Origin of the sequence: Aeromonas sp. ASNIH5 (assembly GCF_002902865.1) — a bacterium.
Lineage (GTDB): Bacteria > Pseudomonadota > Gammaproteobacteria > Enterobacterales > Aeromonadaceae > Aeromonas > Aeromonas caviae.
The window spans coordinates 959,139-975,958 of sequence record NZ_CP026122.1 but is presented as its reverse complement, the minus strand read 5'-3'; the positions used below and the strand labels follow the sequence as shown (position 1 = coordinate 975,958).

Here is a 16,820-nt window from a genome sequence, read left to right as displayed (position 1 = left end):
ATGACCCATATTCCTGCGGCCCCTGCCGCCGTCGATTACCTGCTGCTGACCCCGGGCCCCCTCTCGACCACCGCGACGGTGCGCGCCGCCATGCTGCAAGACAGCTGCACCTGGGATGCGGACTACAACCAGGGTGTGGTGGAGCCCATCCGCCGCGAGCTGGTGCGCCTCGCCACCGGCCCGGAATATGAGAGCGACTACAGCGCCGTGCTGCTGCAGGGGAGCGGCAGCTATGTGGTGGAGAGCGTACTGGGCTCGGCGATAGGCGTCGATGAGTGTCTGCTGATCATCAACAACGGCGCCTACGGCGCCCGCATGGGGGAGATGGCCCGCTGCCTTGGCCTGCGCCACCATGAGCTCGACTGCGGCGAGACAACCCGCCCGGAAGCCGTCGCCATCGAGGCGATGCTGGTGCGCCACCCCGAGATCACCCATCTGGCCATGGTGCATTGCGAGACTACCACCGGCATGCTCAACCCGCTCGACGAGGTGGCTCAGCTCTGCCAGCACCGTGGCATCCGCTTGATCGTCGATGCCATGAGCAGCTTTGGCGGTATCCCCATCGACATGGGGCGCCTTGGCATCGAGTTTCTCATCAGCTCCGCCAACAAGTGTATTCAGGGGGTGCCGGGTTTTGGCTTCGTTATCGCTCGCCGCGTGGCGCTCACGGCCTGCGCTGGTCGCGCCCGATCTGTCTCCCTCGACCTGCATGCCCAGTGGCAGACCATGGAGCAGCAGGGGGGCAAGTGGCGCTTCACCTCGCCCACCCATACCGTGCTGGCCTTTGCCCAGGCGCTGCGCGAGCTGGAAGCGGAGGGAGGCATCGCCGCCCGCCATCTGCGTTACAGTGAAAATCAGCGCACCCTGGTGGCGGGGATGGCGGCGCTTGGCTTTGCGCCGCTGCTGCCAGAACAGTGGCAATCTCCCATCATCACCGCCTTCTACTCTCCGGCCCACCCTGACTACCGCTTCGCCGACTTCTACCAGCGGCTCAAGGGGCAGGGCTTTGTCATCTATCCGGGCAAGGTCTCCCAGGCCGATTGCTTCCGTATCGGCAATATCGGTGATGTGACCCCAGAGCGGGTGCGGGATCTGCTCGCCGCCATGGCCAGCGCCTGCTACTGGCAAGGGGACGCGCGATGACGAGCCAAGCGCCTCAGGGTTGCGATCAGCACGACCATAAGCGGCACGGCAGCGGCCGTGCCGACAGCGAAGGGGATATCAACCTCGGCGAGGGGCGGGCGCGCTGGTGGGCAGGTCAGAGCGAGGCGGTGCAGGCGGGATTGGCGGAGGATAGCCGCTACTTTCTCCATCAGGCCCTCTCCACCCCCTGTCTCGATCTGCTTGAGCGTGCGCAGGGGAGCTGGCTGACCAGCGTATCGGGCAAACGGTATCTCGATTTTCACGGCAACAGCGTCCATCAGCTGGGCCACGGTCACCCCAGGGTGGTGGCCGCGGTGCAGCAGCAACTCGCCGATCTGCCGTTTGCACCCCGCCGCTACACCCATCAGGTTGCCATCGACTGTGCCCGCACCCTGGCCGAACTGGCCCCCGGCGATCTCAACCGGGTGCTGTTCGCCCCCGGCGGCAGCGAGGTAGTGGGGATTGCCCTGAAGCTCGCCCGTTTCATAACCGGCAACAGCAAGGTGGTGTCCCTGTGGGATGCCTTTCACGGCGCCTCCCTCGATGCCATCTCGGTCGGCGGTGAAGCCTGTTTTCGCGCCGGCATGGGCCCCTTGATGGCCGGTGTGGAGCGTATCCCGCCGCCCACCCGTTATCGCGGTGTCTGGTATCGCGGGGAGGGGGATGACCTGCACTATGCCGATTATCTGGAGTACGTCATCGAGAAGGAGGGAGGGATCGGCGCCTTTATCGCCGAGCCCATCCGCAACACCGACGTACAGGTGCCCTCGAAGGCCTACTGGCAGCGGGTGCGGGAGATCTGCGATCGCCACAAGGTGCTGCTGATCGTCGACGAGATCCCCAATGCCCTGGGGCGTACTGGCCACTGGTTCAGCTTTGAAGAATTCGGCATCGAGCCCGACATCATCTGCCTGGGCAAAGGGTTGGGGGGCGGGGTGGTGCCATTTGCTGCGCTCATCACCCGCGACCGTTTCAATCAGGCCGCAGCTATTTCGCTGGGTCACTACACCCACGAGAAGAGCCCCATCGGCTGCGCGGCGGCCCTTGCCACCATCAGTACCATCCGTGAAGAGGGGTTGCTGGCCAAGGTGCGGGAGGATGGCCATTTTATGGCGGCAGAGCTCGTGGCGCTTGCCGAGCGTCACCCGCTCATTGGGCAGGTGCGCGGTATCGGTTTGCTCTGGGCGCTCGATCTGGTGGTCGATCACCAGAGTCGCACCCGCAACAGCCAGGCCGCCGAGCGGCTGCTCTACCGCTGTCTTGAGCTGGGGCTCAGCTTCAAGGTCTCTCAGGGCAATGTCATCCAGCTCTCGCCACCGCTCAATATCGCCCGCGCCGATCTGGTGCGTGCCATCACCATTCTCGATCACGCCCTTGGCGAGATCGCACTTTCACCGAAACAGGAACACCACCATGACTGACTTGCAGATTGTTGTAGACCCGACCACCGACGTAGAGGCGCTGATCCTCGACTGGGCCGGCACCGTCGTCGATTTCGGCTCCTTCGCCCCCACCTCCATCTTCGTCGAGGCCTTCGCCCGCGCCTATGACTTCCCCGTGACCCTGGATGAGGCGCGCCAGCCCATGGGGCTGGGCAAGTGGGATCATATCGCCGCGCTGGGCCGTCTGCCCTCGGTGGATGTGCGCTGGCAGGCTCGCTTCGGCCACCCCATGAGCCACGCCGAGGTGGACCACATTTATCACACCTTTATGCCGCTGCAGATTGCCGCGGTGACCCGCTTTGCCGCCCCCATTCCCGGTGTGCTACCGGTGCTGGAGGCACTGCGGGGCCAGGGGCTGCGCATCGGCTCCTGCTCCGGTTACCCCCGTCCGGTGATGGAAGCGCTGGTACCTGCTGCGGCCGATCACGGTTATCGCCCGGATCACTGGGTCGCCACCGACGATCTCAAGGCTGGCGGTCGCCCCGGCCCCTGGATGGCGCTGGCCAACGTGATTGAGCTGGGAGTGAGCGCGGTGCATCGTTGCATCAAGGTAGATGACGCCGTGCCGGGTATCAGCGAAGGGTTGAACGCGGGCATGTGGACGGTGGGATTGTCGGTTTCCGGCAACGAGTTTGGCGCTACCTGGGACGAGTTTGCCGCCATGAACGAGGCGGAGATAGCCGCCAGGCGCGTACCGGCCGAGGCCAAACTGCGGGCGGCGGGGGCGCACTACGTCATCGACACCCTGGCGGATATCGCCCCGGTCATCGCCGATATCAACCGCCGTCTGACTGCGGGTGAGCGGCCCTGAACAAGGCGGGATGAGAGGAGGGGAGAGCCGGCCTTGCCGGCAGGTTCAGGCCGATGCTCCCTGACTATCAGGCATAAAAAAACCGGCACCTGGGTGCCGGTTTTTGTTCTCCGAGACTCTATTACAGAGAAGCGGTGAAGGTACGGGTGATGACGTCTTGCTGTTGCTCCTTGGTCAAGGAGTTGAAGCGAACGGCATAACCGGATACGCGGATGGTCAACTGCGGATATTTCTCCGGGTTTTCCATGGCGTCCAGCAGCATTTCACGGTTCATCACGTTGACGTTCAAGTGCTGACCACCTTCCAGGTTGGCTTCGTGGTGGAAGTAACCATCCATCAGGCCGGCCAGGTTGGCTTTCTGGGCTTCCATGTCTTTGCCCAGGGCATTCGGCACGATGGAGAAGGTATAGGAGATACCATCTTTGGCGTAGGCGAACGGCAGCTTGGCAACGGAAGTCAGGGAAGCAACGGCACCCTTCTGATCACGACCGTGCATCGGGTTGGCACCCGGGCCGAACGGCGCACCGGCGCGACGACCATCCGGGGTGTTACCGGTCTTCTTGCCGTACACCACGTTGGAGGTGATGGTCAGCACGGACTGGGTAGCCACGGCACCACGGTAGGTGTTCAGCTTCTGAATCTTCTTCATGAAGCGCTCAACCAGGTCGCAGGCGATGTCATCGACGCGAGCGTCGTTGTTGCCGAACTGCGGGTACTCGCCTTCGATTTCGAAGTCGATGGAGACGCCATCGGCATCACGTACCGGCTTGACCTTGGCGTACTTGATGGCAGACAGGGAATCAGCGGCTACGGACAGACCCGCGATGCCGCAAGCCATGGTGCGATAGACGTCACGGTCGTGCAGCGCCATCAGGGAGGCTTCGTAGCTGTACTTGTCGTGCATGTAGTGGATGATGTTCAGGGCGGCGACATACTGCTTGGCCAGCCAGTCCATGAAGTGATCCAGTCTGTCCATCACGTCGTTGTAATCGAGGTACTCGGAGGTGACCATTTCGGTCTTCGGACCGACCTGGATCTTGAGCTTCTCGTCCATACCGCCGTTGATTGCATACAGCATGGTCTTGGCCAGGTTGGCACGGGCACCGAAGAACTGCATCTGTTTGCCGACGATCATCGGGGACACACAGCAAGCGATGGCGTAGTCATCGTTGTTGAAGTCCGGACGCATCAGGTCGTCGTTCTCGTACTGAACGGAAGAGGTCTCGATGGATACCTTGGCGCAGTACTTCTTGAAACCGACCGGCAGCTTCTCGGACCACAGGATGGTCAGGTTCGGCTCAGGGGACGGGCCCATGGTGTACAGGGTGTTCAGCATACGGAAGCTGTTCTTGGTGACCAGGGTACGGCCGTCAACGCCCATACCGGCCAGGGTCTCGGTCGCCCACATCGGGTCGCCGGAGAACAGTGAATCGTATTCCGGGGTACGCAGGAAGCGAACCATACGCAGCTTCATGACCATGTGGTCCATCAGCTCCTGGGCTTCTTGCTCGGTGATCAGGCCTTTCTGCAGGTCACGCTCGATGTAGATGTCCAGGAAGCTGGAGGTACGACCGAAGGACATGGCCGCGCCGTTCTGGGACTTGACCGCCGCCAGGTAGGCGAAGTAGGTCCACTGTACGGCTTCTTTGGCGTTTTTGGCCGGTACGGAGATGTCGCAGCCATATTTGGCAGCCATCACCTTCATCTGGGCCAGGGCACGGTGCTGCTCGGAGATCTCTTCGCGCAGACGGATGGTGGCTTCCAGGTTGACACCGTTTTCCAGGTCAGCCTGCAGGGACTTGAACTGAGCCAGTTTGTCGGCCATCAGGAAGTCGATACCGTACAGGGCAACACGACGGTAGTCACCGATGATACGGCCACGGCCGTAGGCATCCGGCAGACCGGTGATGACGCCGGACTTGCGGCAGTTCAGGATGTCTTTGGTGTAGACGTCGAACACGCCCTGGTTGTGAGTCTTGCGGTACTCGGTGAAGATCTTCTCGACCATGGGGTCAAGCTGGCGACCGTACACTTCGCAAGAGGTCTTGACCATCTTGATACCGCCGTTGGCGATGATGGCGCGCTTGAGCGGTTTGTCGGTCTGCAGACCAACGATTTGCTCCAGGCTCTGGTCGATATAGCCGGCATCGTGAGCGGTAATGGTGGAGGGCAGGTCGGTATCAAAATCGACCGGCGCGTGAGTGCGGTTCTCGATCTTGATGCCTTCCATGACCTTGTCCCACAGCTTGGTGGTGGCTTCGGTCGCGCCAGCCAGGAAGGACTCGTCACCTTCATACGGGGTGTAGTTCTTCTGGATGAAGTCACGGGTGTTGACAGAGGTCTGCCATTCACCGGCTGCGAAGCCTTCCCATGCTTTTTGGAACTGTTCGTTAAGTTCTGCCATTTTCATTACCTCTCAAGGTATTTATGTGTCTGCCGCCATCCTTAATGATGGCGACGGAAGATAAACCAGTAAGTCAGCCCAACCATGACGCCACCACCAATGATATTACCGATGGTGACAGGGATGAGGTTGTGCAGGACGAAGTTGGACACGGTCAGGTCGGCAAAGGTCGCCGGATCCTGGCCGATGGCCTGCCAGAATTCCGGGCTCGCGACGCTGTGGATGGCGATACCGACCGGGATCATAAACATGTTTGCAATGCTGTGCTCAAAACCGGAGGCCACGAACATGGCGACGGGAAGCAGCATCACCATCACCTTGTCGGTGGCGCTGCGGGCGCCGAAGGCCATCCACACGGCGAGACACACCATGAGGTTGCAGAGGATGCCAAGGGCCACGGCCTCGAAGAAGGTGTGATGGATCTTGTGCTGGGCCACTTTCATGGCGTTCAGCCCCCACTGACCATCCGCTGCCGTGTATTCCGCCGACATGATGATGAGGCCGACGATGATGAGACCGCCGATGAGGTTGCCGAAGTAGACCAGTCCCCAGTTCTTGAGCAGCTGGGCCCAGCTGATGCGATTCGCCGCCTTGGCTACCAGGGTGAGGGTAGTGGAGGTGAACAGTTCGGCGCCGAGCAGGACGCAGAGGATGAGACCGAGGGAGAAGCAGATGCCGCCCACCAGCTTGGACATGCCCCAGGCCATGCCGCTTGAGCCCGTGGTGACGGTGATATAGAAGACGAATGCGATGGCGATGAAGGCGCCAGCGGTGATGGCCAGGGGAATGACCTTGTATGCGGGCTTGGTGGCCTTGGCATAGGTAATGTCTTCGGCCAGGGCGGCGATGGCTTCGGGCTTCAGACAATCAAAGGGAGATTCTGCTTTCAATTCTCAGTACCTGCATATTTTGCCTGTGGAAATCATAACAAAGGGGCTGATCCCCAAAATTGACTCCGATCAAGAATTACAGATTGTGAATGTAATTTTACTACAGGATTTTTCGCCATCCGGAAGCGTTTCTTTACACCAGGTTTCAGGTGAAACAGAAATGAGTCTGTTATTAATTTTATGATTTTTAAGAACTTATAAAGGACACCCTTAAAAAAGTACCGGCCAGGCACCTTTGCGGCCGCACTGCACCATGAGTGCCAAATTAACAACCCCCTAAGAGGTATTTTTTGTCTTTTATTTCATCTTTGTGGCACGGCCAGCCAAAGCGTAGACCATAAAACAGAAGGGGCCCTCAGGGCCCCTTCGTCATATCAGCATATCAGTTCCAGCTATGGATTCGTTTGGCTTTTTGCAATTTCTCGTAAGCGGCCAGCAGTTTCTGGTGCAGCGGGAACTGGGAGAGGGAGAGATCGGCGGCTTCCAACCCGTGGAAGCGCGCCTCGCCGCGGGCGTTGGCCCACGCCTGCGCCAGGGTCTCTTCCCCGAACATGCGGGCGAACACCGGGCGGTACTGCTCGGGGTCGCGATCCTCGTCCAGGAAGAGCTCGACGCAGGCGCGCAGGGCGCGGTAGTAAGCGGCCCGATCCGCCGGGAACACCGACTGGTTGAACTCCATGGTCCAGTCGATGAGGTCGAGGGCGCTCTCCAGGTCGCCTGCGGCCAGCGCCAGCATGGCTTTGAGCTCACCGACGCGCAGGGTGTGCAGGGCAGTGCCCTTGGCGGCGGCGATGCCGAGCAGCTCGCGCACCCGGGTCCGCTCGTCGTGACCCTCTTCATCCAGCTGGTCGAACAGGGCCATGTACTGCTCTGCGTCCCACTCGAGCGCCGGCAGCGCCAGGATGGTCTCCCGCAGGTGGGCCCCCATGGTGTTGTTGGCCAGCAGCAGATCTTCCACCGGATAGATGTCGGACATGCCGGGCACCAGGATACGGCAGGCGTAGACACCCAGGTGCTCGTAGTCGGCGATGTAGACCGGCTGCTCCAGCTCGTGGAAGATGCCGATCAGGTGGTCGAACTCCTCTTGCGAGGTGCCACGGAAGTCCCAGTCGGCAAACTCGAAGTCGGACTCTTCCTTGAACAGATCCCAGCTGATGAGGCCGGAGGAGTCGATGAAGTGGGTCTCCAGGTTGTGGTGATCCGCCACCTGCTCGTTGTCGAACGACGGCGGCACGAAGACGTCCAGATCCTTGAGGCTGCGCCCTTGCAGCAGTTCGGTGACGGTGCGCTCGAAGGCGACCTCGAAGCGCGGGTGGGCGCCGAAGGAGGCAAAGCAGGTGCCGTTGCTCGGGTTGAGCAGCACCACGCAGATGACCGGATAACGGCCGCCGAGGGAGGCATCGAAGCTGTAGATGGGGAAGCCTTCGGCCTCCAGTGCATCGATGGACGCCTTGATGCCGGGGTAACGGGCGATGACCTCGCCCGGGATCTGGGGCAGGCTGATGGCCTCGGCGATGATCTTGTTCTTCACGTGGCGCTCGAACACCTCCGACAGCCCCTGGGTGCGGGCTTCGGTGCGGGTGTTGCCGGCGCTCATGCCGTTGGAAACATACAGGTTGCCGACGATGTTCATCGGGATATAGACGGTCTGGTGGTCGGACTGGCGCTCGAAGGGCAGGGCGACGATGCCGCGTTCCTCGTTGCCGGATTGCAGGTCCACCAGCATGTCGGCGGTCACTTCACCGTCCGGGTTGTAGAACTTGCGGGTGAAGGAGTCGAGCAGACCAGTGGGAAGCTGATCCCCCTCGATGGGGAACCACTTCTCGTTCGGGTAGTGGACGAAGTCGCCATTGGCTACCTGCTCGCCCAGGTAGAAGTCGGCGAAGAAGTAGTTGGTGGAGAGACGCTCGAAATATTCGCCAAGGGCGGAGGCGAGCGCCGCCTTCTTGCTGGCACCCTTGCCGTTGGTGAAGCAGAGGGCGCACTCCTTGTCCCGGATGTGCACGGACCAGACGTTGGGCACGGGGTTGAGCCAGGAGGCCTCTTCGATATCAAACCCCAGGGCTTGCAGCTTGGTCTGGAAGCGTTCGATGGAGTCTTCCAGCGCTGCGTCCTTGCCGGGAATAAAAGTGTGGTCGGTCATCACAATGTCCTGATTTTATGGGCTCATGTTTGGACGCAGATAATAGCATGAGTGACGGGGAAAGCGGCCAGGGCAATGGTGTGGGCTTGCCCAGGTCTGCATTGGAGGGTCGGGGTGTGGTAGTGGGGGTGGGCAGTGTGCTGCGGGGCGGCGATTTTTCATGGGAAAGAGGGTTGGGTCATCAGTTTTACTTAACATAATTAAGATAAAGTAAATTTTATTATGACCCTGTGCCCTTCATCATGGCGTCAACCGTTGGCGGGGGAAGGAAAAAAGGGGAACGCCCGTGCCCGTTCCGCCACCCCGTCTTGATGAGCCTTGACCAGGAGTGCTGAATGTTCCCGATGATCCCCCGTATCGACCCCGAGATAGCCAGGTTGGCGCCGGGTTTTTGTGCCCTCAGCATCGTGGTGGAAGCCGCCCCCGTGATTGACACTCTGGTGGGGGAGCGGGCCCTGGCCCGGGCATGTGCGGCCCTTGGCACCGACGAGGCCCCCTGGGCCCTTGAACATCTGGCCGCCTGGGATCAGGTGTTCAAGGGGTTTGGCGCCAAGCCTGCCCGCACGCCCTGCTCGGCCCAGGCACTGCGCAAGCGGGTGCTGCGCGATGGCGTCTTGCCCGCCATCGATCCCGTGGTGGATCTCTACAACGCCATCAGCATCGAGTATGCCATTCCCGTGGGCGGGGAGGATCTGGCGGCCTATGTGGGGACGCCGCGCCTGGTGATTGCCGATGGCAGCGAATGCTTTGACACCCTCAAAGAAGGGCTGCCAATCCAGGAGGCACCGGCTCCCGGAGAGGTGGTGTGGCGGGACGATCTCGGCGTCACCTGTCGCCGCTGGAACTGGCGCCAGGGGATCCGCACTCGCCTGAGCCTCTCTTCCCCCCGGATGTGGTTCATTCTGGAGTGTCTGCCGCCGATGCCGCGCACGGCCTTGTGGGAGGCTGGCAACAGGCTGATTGCCGGTCTCACGCAGATGATGCCTGGGGCCCGCATCGAGCAGACGTTGGTGGAGTGATTGAAGGAGCAGACGAAAAGATAAAAGGAGGCACCCCATGCTCGCCCGGGCGGTCATGGGGCAGATCTTGCTCGCCATGCCACGTCTGTGCCGCCCGCCTTTACCCACCGCCTGCGAACACATCAGCAAGCAGAGGAACACAGCAACACGCCGGGCTGACATCGCCCCCTGGAGCTTGCCACGTCGGGGCCGGTGTACCCGGCCCGTTCAGCGCGCCTAACCGATGAATTTCAGACCCAGGATCCCGCCGATGATGAGCAGCAGGCAGAGCACCCGGGCGAGGGTGGCCGGTTCGTTGAACAGCCAGATCCCCATCAGCACGGTGCCGACCGCGCCGATGCCGGTCCAGACCGCATAGGCGGTGCCAAGGGGCAGCTGTTTGACCGCCATGGCGAGCAGCAGCACGCTCACGGCCATGGCGATCAGGGTCAGCAGGGTGGGGAGGGGACGGCTGAAACCGTCGGTGAATTTGAGGCCGATGGCCCAGGCGACCTCGAACAGGCCGGCCAACAGCAATAGCAACCACGACATAAGGCAGATTCCGCAGGAAGCAGGGTCGTCCCTGCGTATCAGGAGGCCTCGGGGCCGTCCCCGAGGGGCAGCGGGGCTGCCGGTCGGTCTCAATGATGCCCCAACTGGAGGCAGGATGCCAACCGGCTGCCCGCAGGTCGGCCAGGCCGACGGATATTGCAGCGAATGGCACAGAATATTGCGCAATTCGACTTGCGCCCGCCGTCACAATCCGTAATGTGGACAGACGCATTTTTTGCAACTCATATATTGTGAATCCCTTGTAAACGGCTGGCGCCAAGGCAGGGGTCACGGGTACCACACACGATTTCTATAAGCAGCTATCCAGGGTAGGACATTATGAAAAAAGTAGGTTTGGTCGGTTGGCGTGGCATGGTGGGTTCGGTCTTGATGAGCCGGATGCAGGAAGAGAAGGATTTTGCCCGCATTCAACCCACCTTCTTCACCACCTCCCAGGCCGGTGAGGCCGCCCCCAATTTTGGTGTCGATGCCGGCACCTTGCAGGACGCCTTCGATCTCGAGGCGCTGGCCGCACAGGACGTCATCATCACCGCCCAGGGCGGCGACTACACCAAGGATGTTTATCCGCGTCTGAAAGCCGCCGGCTGGCAGGGCTACTGGATTGACGCCGCCTCCTCCCTGCGCATGGAGAAGGACGCCGTTATCATCCTGGATCCGGTCAACGGCGACGTCATCGAAGATGCCCTGAACAACGGCATCAAGACCTTCGTTGGCGGCAACTGCACCGTCAGCCTGATGCTGCTGGCCCTGGGTGGCCTGTTCAAGGCCGATCTGGTGGAGTGGGTGAGCGTGGCCACCTATCAGGCGGCCTCCGGTGGTGGTGCCCGCCACATGCGCGAGCTGGTCACCCAGATGGGCATGCTGCGGGATGAAGTGGCGGTGGAGCTGGCGGATCCCGCCTCCGCCATCCTCGACATCGAGCGCAAGATCACCGAGAAGACCCGCTCCGGCACCCTGCCGGTGGACAACTTCGGTGTGCCGCTGGCCGGTGGCCTCATCCCCTGGATCGACACCAAGCTCGACAACGGCCAGAGCCGTGAAGAGTGGAAAGGCCAGGCCGAGACCAACAAGATCCTGGGTATCGAAAACGCCGCCATTCCGGTGGATGGTCTGTGCGTGCGCATCGGCGCCCTGCGCTGCCACAGCCAGGCCTTCACCATCAAGCTGAAAAAAGACGTGCCGCTGGCCGAAATCGAATCCCTGCTGGCTGCCCACAACGACTGGGTCAAGGTGATCCCCAACGATCGCGACATCACCGCCCGCGAGCTGACCCCGGCCGCCGTCACCGGCACCCTCAGCATCCCGGTGGGTCGTCTGCGCAAGCTCAATATGGGTCCGGAGTACCTGGCCGCCTTTACCGTGGGTGACCAGTTGCTGTGGGGCGCCGCCGAGCCGCTGCGTCGCATGCTCAACATCCTGCTGGCCCGCTGAGGTAGCTGCAGCAGGGAACAAGGAAGGCCTGGCCTTTCTTGTTCCCCTCTTCGTGCCTGTCCATAAAAAAGCGGCATCCCTTGGGATGCCGCTTTTTAATTTATCCAGTTTGACTCTTAGATGTTCTGTGCTTCGTTTGGCACGATGACAGAGGCATGATTTCCTTTCGGCCCCTGCTGCAGTTCAAAGTTGACTGCCTGACCTGCTTTCAAGGTCTTGTAACCTTCCATTTGAATCGTGGAGTAGTGAGCGAAGATGTCTTCACCACCGCCTTCCGGACAGATAAACCCAAATCCTTTTGCGTTGTTGAACCACTTGACTGTTCCGGTTGCCATACATCTACATCCTTTTATTGATTACCCTGAAGTCGTTGAGTAACCTGCGCCAGCCTTATATAACTAGGGCATGACCCCGTAGCAGACGGGCGCCGATTAGCAAGTAACCAATCTAGTCCAACTTTTAAGCGAGTCAAGAAGTTGTTAACAACCGATGTGATCTGGTTAACAAGTCTATTGACAATCTTGAGCGACACGGTAGTAATCTAGAGGTACCAAAGCGCAACTATGAGCAAGCAGAAAGAACTCTTTGCTAATGAAGAGATTGCAGAGGCAGAGAAAACGAAGCTGCAACCGCCACCCATGTACAAGGTCGTCCTGAACAACGACGACTACACACCGATGGAGTTCGTGGTGGAGGTGCTGCAAAGGTTCTTTGGTATGGATCTGGAGAAGGCCACTCAGGTGATGCTGAGCGTGCATTATAGTGGTAAGGGAGTCTGCGGCACATTTACCGCCGAGATTGCCGAGACCAAAGTGGTCCAGGTCAACACCTATTCACGTAACAACGAACATCCACTGCTATGTACCATGGAAAAGGCTTGAATCTGATGACTTGATGGCGATAACGACACCGCATTGTTGCTGTACTGAGGGGAGGTGCCTATGTTGAACAAAGATCTAGAAAAGACGCTGAACGAGGCTTTCAAGCTGGCCCGTGACGAGCGCCACGAATTCATGACCGTCGAGCACCTGTTGTTGGCCCTGCTGGATAACAGCTCAGCCCATGAGGCGCTGAGTTCATGTGGTGCGGATGTGGAACAGATGCGCAAAGAGATCCGCGCCTTCATCAATCAAACGACCCCGCTCATCCCCCGTGACGACGAAGACAGGGAAACCCAGCCGACGCTGGGCTTCCAGCGCGTGCTGCAACGTGCCGTCTTCCATGTCCAGTCGTCCGGCAATACCGAGGTGAGCGGTGCCAATGTCCTGGTCGCCATCTTCAGCGAACAAGAGTCCCAGGCCGCCTACTTCCTGAAAAAAGCCGAAATAAGCCGCCTGGATGTGGTGAACTTCCTGTCCCACGGGGTGCGCAAGGACAACAAGCCCGAGAGTGGTGGCAACAATGCGGAATCTGATGACGAGGTATCCTCTGCCCAGATAGAAAGCTTTGCCACCAACCTCAACCAGCTGGTGCTGGAGGGGCGCATCGATCCGCTCATCGGCCGTGATCAGGAGCTCAATCGCACCATTCAGGTATTGTGCCGCCGCCGCAAGAACAACCCCTTGCTGGTCGGGGAAGCCGGCGTGGGCAAGACCGCCATCGCCGAAGGGCTTGCCTACCGTATCGTCAAGGGGGATGTGCCCGAGGTGATTGCGGGTAGCACCATCTACTCCCTGGACATGGGCTCCCTGCTGGCGGGCACCAAGTATCGTGGTGACTTCGAGAAGCGCCTCAAGGTGCTGCTCAAGCAGATTGAACGTCAGGAGGGGGCCATCCTCTTCATCGACGAGATCCACACCATCATTGGCGCTGGTGCGGCTTCCGGTGGCCAGCTGGATGCGGCCAACCTCATCAAGCCGCTGCTCTCCAATGGTTTGCTGCGCTGCGTGGGCTCCACCACCTACCAGGAATATGCCCAGATCTTCGAGAAGGACAGGGCCCTTGCTCGCCGCTTCCAGAAGATCGACATCGTCGAACCCACAGTAGACGACACCACTCGCATTCTGATGGGACTCAAGAGCCGTTATGAGTCTCACCATGGCGTGCGTTACACCGTCAAGGCGATCCGGGCGGCGGTGGAGCTCTCCGCCAAGTACATCAATGATCGCCATCTGCCTGACAAGGCCATCGACGTCATCGACGAAGCGGGTGCAGGGCAACGCCTCTTGCCCGTTAGCAAGCGCAAGAAGGTGATCAATGTGCCGGAAATCGAGGCCATTGTTGCCAAGATTGCCCGTATTCCCGAGAAATCTGTCTCCTCCTCCGACAAGGAGGTGCTGAAGAACCTGGAGCGTAATCTCAAGATGGTGGTGTTCGGGCAGGACAAGGCCATCGAGGTGCTGACCGATGCCATTCGGTTGTCACGTTCAGGGCTTGGCAACGAACGCCGACCTGTGGGCTGCTTCCTGTTTGCCGGCCCGACCGGGGTGGGCAAGACCGAAGTGACCCAGCAACTTGGCAAGGCGCTCGGGGTCGAGGTATTGCGATTTGACATGTCGGAATACATGGAACGCCATACCGTGTCCCGGTTGATCGGGGCTCCTCCCGGTTACGTGGGATTCGAGCAGGGAGGGCTGTTGACCGACTCCGTCCTCAAGCATCCGCACTCCGTCGTGCTGCTTGACGAGATCGAGAAGGCGCACCCGGATGTCTTCAACTTGCTGCTGCAGGTGATGGACAACGGTACCCTGACGGACAACAACGGGCGCAAGGCAGATTTTCGCAATGTGATCCTGGTGATGACCACCAACGCAGGGGTTCAGGAGACCCAGCGCAAGTCCATCGGCTTCCAGCAGCAGGACATGAGCCATGATGCCATGGCGGTGATCAACAAGACGTTCAGTCCGGAGTTCCGCAACCGGCTCGATCACACCATCTGGTTCAACCATCTCGACATGGGAGTGATCCATCAGGTGGTCGACAAGTTCATCGTCGAGCTGCAGGTTCAGCTGGATGCCAAGGGCGTTTCACTGGAGGTGTCTGAAGAGGCGCGCCACTGGTTGGCAGAGAAAGGGTATGACAGGGCAATGGGAGCAAGACCCATGGGCCGGGTCATTCAGGAGCACCTCAAGAAGCCCCTGGCCAACGAGATCCTGTTCGGTTCCCTGGTCGATGGCGGCATTGTGAAGGTCGAACTGGTGAACAACAGCCTCAGCTTTGATTTTCAGGTCAACGTTGAAGCTGTCTCTCACTGACTGTGAGCAAGGCCGGAAATGACAAAAAACCCCAACCGAGAGGCTGGGGTTTTTTGCTGAATTCCTGGCTTAGCGAGAGCGGAAAACAATACGTCCCTTGGAGAGATCGTACGGAGTCAGAGCCACCGTTACTTTGTCCCCAGTCAGGATACGGATGTAGTTTTTGCGCATCTTGCCGGAAATATGAGCGATAACCACGTGACCATTTTCCAGTTCCACACGGAACATGGTATTGGGCAAGGTTTCGAGAATGGTACCCTGCATCTCAATACTGTCTTCTTTAGCCATTGAATCCTCTTGATAAGCCACAACAAAAAACCGCTGGATCATGCCGGATTTAAGGCTATGTGTAAAGTTTACTCGGGCTTGGTGTCGATTTTTTTCCATTCGCCCTGTACCAGCAGCTCATGGGGCAGGTATTGGCGCTTGTAATTCATCTTGCGGCACTCCTCCACCAGATACCCCAGATAGAGCCACTGACGACCGGTACGTCTGGCCAGTTCCAACTGGCTCAGGATGGCGAAGGTGCCGAGCGACCGGTCGGCATAGTCGGGGTCGAAGAAGGTGTACATGGCGCTCAGAGAGTGGGGAAGCAGATCCGTGGTGGCCACGCCGATGAGGCGTCCCTCCTTGCGCATCTCCAGATAGAGGGGGGGCATCCAGTCGCAGTGCAGGAACCCCTTGTATTGGGTCCGGCTCGGTGGATACATGCTGCCATCCCGATGACGCTCACGGATATAGCGTTCATAGAGCTGGTAATACTCGGGCTTGTCGTCATAGCTCAGCACGAGCTCGAGATCCCGGTTCAACTGGCGGATGCGCTTCTGCCCACGGCTCGGGATGAAGCGTTCACTGTGTATGCGCAAGGATTGGCAGGCGCTGCAGGCGGGACAGTGAGGACGATAGATGTCGTTGCCACTGCGCCGGAATCCTGCCGTCAGCAGCCGTTCGTACCCGGCGGCGTTGAGCAGTTCATGGTCCATCAGGACCAGCAACTGCTCCTGCTCGTGACCGAGGTAGCTGCACGGGTGCCTGGGGGTCAGCCCGACCTTGAGGATCACTTCTTCACTCATAGGCTGATTCTCCTCGGTTGCCAGCATCCCTCTTGCAACGATTGCCGGGTCAGGGTGGCCAGGGTGGCCAGAAAGCGCTGCCTTGGCCACTCCTGGACACCCAGCGTGGCCAGAAAGTCGTTTTGCATCTGGCAGTCGATGAGGGCACCGCCGTGCCCTGCAAAGTGGCGACAGAGGGCCACCATGGCCAGTTTGGCGCCATTGTCGATGCGGCTGAACATGGATTCACCACAAAATAGTCGGCCCAGGGAGAGGCCATAGAGGCCTGCCTGCAACTGATCATCCTGCCAGATTTCGATGGAGTGGGCATGACCGAGGCGATGAAGGCACCGATAGGCGTCGATCATGGGGGCACTTATCCAGGTGCCGCTGGCGGTGCGACGGGGGGCGGCGCAGGCTGCAATGACGTCATCAAAGGCGCGATTGATGTAAATCTCGAAGGGTGTGCGGCGCAAACACTTCTGCAGGCTGCGGCCGATGTGGAGTTCCTCGGGCACGATGACTCCCCTGGGGTCCGGTGACCACCACAGCAGTGGCTGATGGGGTTCATTCCACGGAAAGATCCCGCTGTGGTAAGCTGCCAGCAATCGAGCGGGGGAGAGATCTCCCCCAATCGCGAGCAGCCCGTTGGGCTCTTCCAGCGCATGGCTGGGGGAGGGAAACCAGCACAGCTCATCATCCAGTTCGGTAAGATAGCGAGACATAAGGCAGAGGTTCA

Annotated in this window: 15 protein-coding genes; 7 read left to right on the top strand and 8 right to left on the bottom strand. The window is 60.0% G+C overall.

The window, feature by feature from the left end:
- From phnW to phnX, 3 genes are read left to right on the top strand one after another with little or no spacing between them, the layout of a single operon-like run.
- Positions 1-1,143 carry a 2-aminoethylphosphonate--pyruvate transaminase gene (phnW, locus tag C2U30_RS04325; protein WP_103243242.1) on the top strand — a complete coding sequence of 381 codons (1,143 nt, stop codon included), beginning with the start codon at positions 1-3 and terminating at the stop codon, positions 1,141-1,143.
- Positions 1,140-2,564: an aspartate aminotransferase family protein gene (locus C2U30_RS04320; RefSeq protein WP_103243241.1), complete on the top strand. Its 1,425-nt coding sequence runs from the start codon at positions 1,140-1,142 to the stop codon at positions 2,562-2,564. The genes phnW and C2U30_RS04320 overlap by 4 nt, the downstream gene beginning before the upstream one ends.
- Positions 2,557-3,396, top strand: coding sequence for a phosphonoacetaldehyde hydrolase (gene phnX, locus C2U30_RS04315; RefSeq protein ID WP_103243240.1), 840 nt, complete (start codon positions 2,557-2,559; stop codon positions 3,394-3,396). Before C2U30_RS04320 ends, phnX begins: the two co-directional genes overlap by 8 nt.
- A gap of 121 nt (positions 3,397-3,517) precedes the next feature.
- On the opposite strand, the gene pflB is transcribed toward phnX, so the two are convergent.
- The 3 genes from pflB to ycaO all read right to left on the bottom strand — a co-directional run bounded on the left by pflB (position 3,518) and on the right by ycaO (position 8,833).
- The gene (gene pflB, locus C2U30_RS04310; protein ID WP_103244647.1) at positions 3,518-5,800 is read right to left on the bottom strand and encodes a formate C-acetyltransferase; all 2,283 of its coding nucleotides are present in this window, start codon (positions 5,798-5,800) and stop codon (positions 3,518-3,520) included.
- Positions 5,801-5,841: 41 nt separating this feature from the next.
- Entirely contained in the window at positions 5,842-6,690 is an 849-nt protein-coding gene (gene focA, locus C2U30_RS04305; RefSeq protein ID WP_010674505.1) for a formate transporter FocA, read from the bottom strand.
- Positions 6,691-7,072: 382 nt separating this feature from the next.
- Positions 7,073-8,833, bottom strand: coding sequence for a 30S ribosomal protein S12 methylthiotransferase accessory factor YcaO (ycaO, locus tag C2U30_RS04300; protein ID WP_103243239.1), 1,761 nt, complete (start codon positions 8,831-8,833; stop codon positions 7,073-7,075).
- A gap of 335 nt (positions 8,834-9,168) precedes the next feature.
- On the opposite strand from ycaO, the gene C2U30_RS04295 reads away from it, so the two are divergent.
- On the top strand, positions 9,169-9,852 hold the full coding sequence (locus tag C2U30_RS04295; protein ID WP_103243238.1) for a B3/B4 domain-containing protein: 684 nt from the start codon (positions 9,169-9,171) through the stop codon (positions 9,850-9,852).
- A gap of 216 nt (positions 9,853-10,068) precedes the next feature.
- Here the strand turns inward: C2U30_RS04295 and sugE are convergent, their stop codons facing one another.
- Entirely contained in the window at positions 10,069-10,383 is a 315-nt protein-coding gene (gene sugE / locus C2U30_RS04285) for a quaternary ammonium compound efflux SMR transporter SugE (protein ID WP_103243236.1), read from the bottom strand.
- A 339-nt stretch (positions 10,384-10,722) separates the two neighbouring features.
- On the opposite strand from sugE, the gene asd reads away from it, so the two are divergent.
- The gene (gene asd / locus C2U30_RS04280; RefSeq protein ID WP_103243235.1) at positions 10,723-11,835 is read left to right on the top strand and encodes an aspartate-semialdehyde dehydrogenase; all 1,113 of its coding nucleotides are present in this window, start codon (positions 10,723-10,725) and stop codon (positions 11,833-11,835) included.
- Positions 11,836-11,951: 116 nt separating this feature from the next.
- Here the strand turns inward: asd and cspD are convergent, their stop codons facing one another.
- Entirely contained in the window at positions 11,952-12,170 is a 219-nt protein-coding gene (cspD, locus tag C2U30_RS04275) for a cold shock-like protein CspD (protein WP_010674510.1), read from the bottom strand.
- Between the two features lie 228 nt (positions 12,171-12,398).
- Between cspD and clpS the strand changes: the two genes are divergently transcribed.
- Both clpS and clpA read left to right on the top strand, forming a co-directional pair.
- Positions 12,399-12,716 (top strand): ATP-dependent Clp protease adapter ClpS, encoded by a 318-nt coding sequence (gene clpS, locus C2U30_RS04270; protein ID WP_005325410.1) that lies wholly within the window; start codon positions 12,399-12,401, stop codon positions 12,714-12,716.
- Positions 12,717-12,776: 60 nt separating this feature from the next.
- Positions 12,777-15,029: an ATP-dependent Clp protease ATP-binding subunit ClpA gene (gene clpA / locus C2U30_RS04265; RefSeq protein WP_010674511.1), complete on the top strand. Its 2,253-nt coding sequence runs from the start codon at positions 12,777-12,779 to the stop codon at positions 15,027-15,029.
- A gap of 69 nt (positions 15,030-15,098) precedes the next feature.
- On the opposite strand, the gene infA is transcribed toward clpA, so the two are convergent.
- The 3 genes from infA to aat all read right to left on the bottom strand — a co-directional run bounded on the left by infA (position 15,099) and on the right by aat (position 16,806).
- On the bottom strand, positions 15,099-15,317 hold the full coding sequence (gene infA, locus C2U30_RS04260; protein ID WP_005300033.1) for a translation initiation factor IF-1: 219 nt from the start codon (positions 15,315-15,317) through the stop codon (positions 15,099-15,101).
- 68 nt (positions 15,318-15,385) lie between these two features.
- Positions 15,386-16,102, bottom strand: a complete 717-nt coding sequence (locus tag C2U30_RS04255; RefSeq protein ID WP_045524744.1) for an arginyltransferase — start codon at positions 16,100-16,102, stop codon at positions 15,386-15,388.
- The gene (aat, locus tag C2U30_RS04250; protein ID WP_103244646.1) at positions 16,099-16,806 is read right to left on the bottom strand and encodes a leucyl/phenylalanyl-tRNA--protein transferase; all 708 of its coding nucleotides are present in this window, start codon (positions 16,804-16,806) and stop codon (positions 16,099-16,101) included. Before aat ends, C2U30_RS04255 begins: the two co-directional genes overlap by 4 nt.
- Positions 16,807-16,820 lie beyond the last annotated feature (14 nt).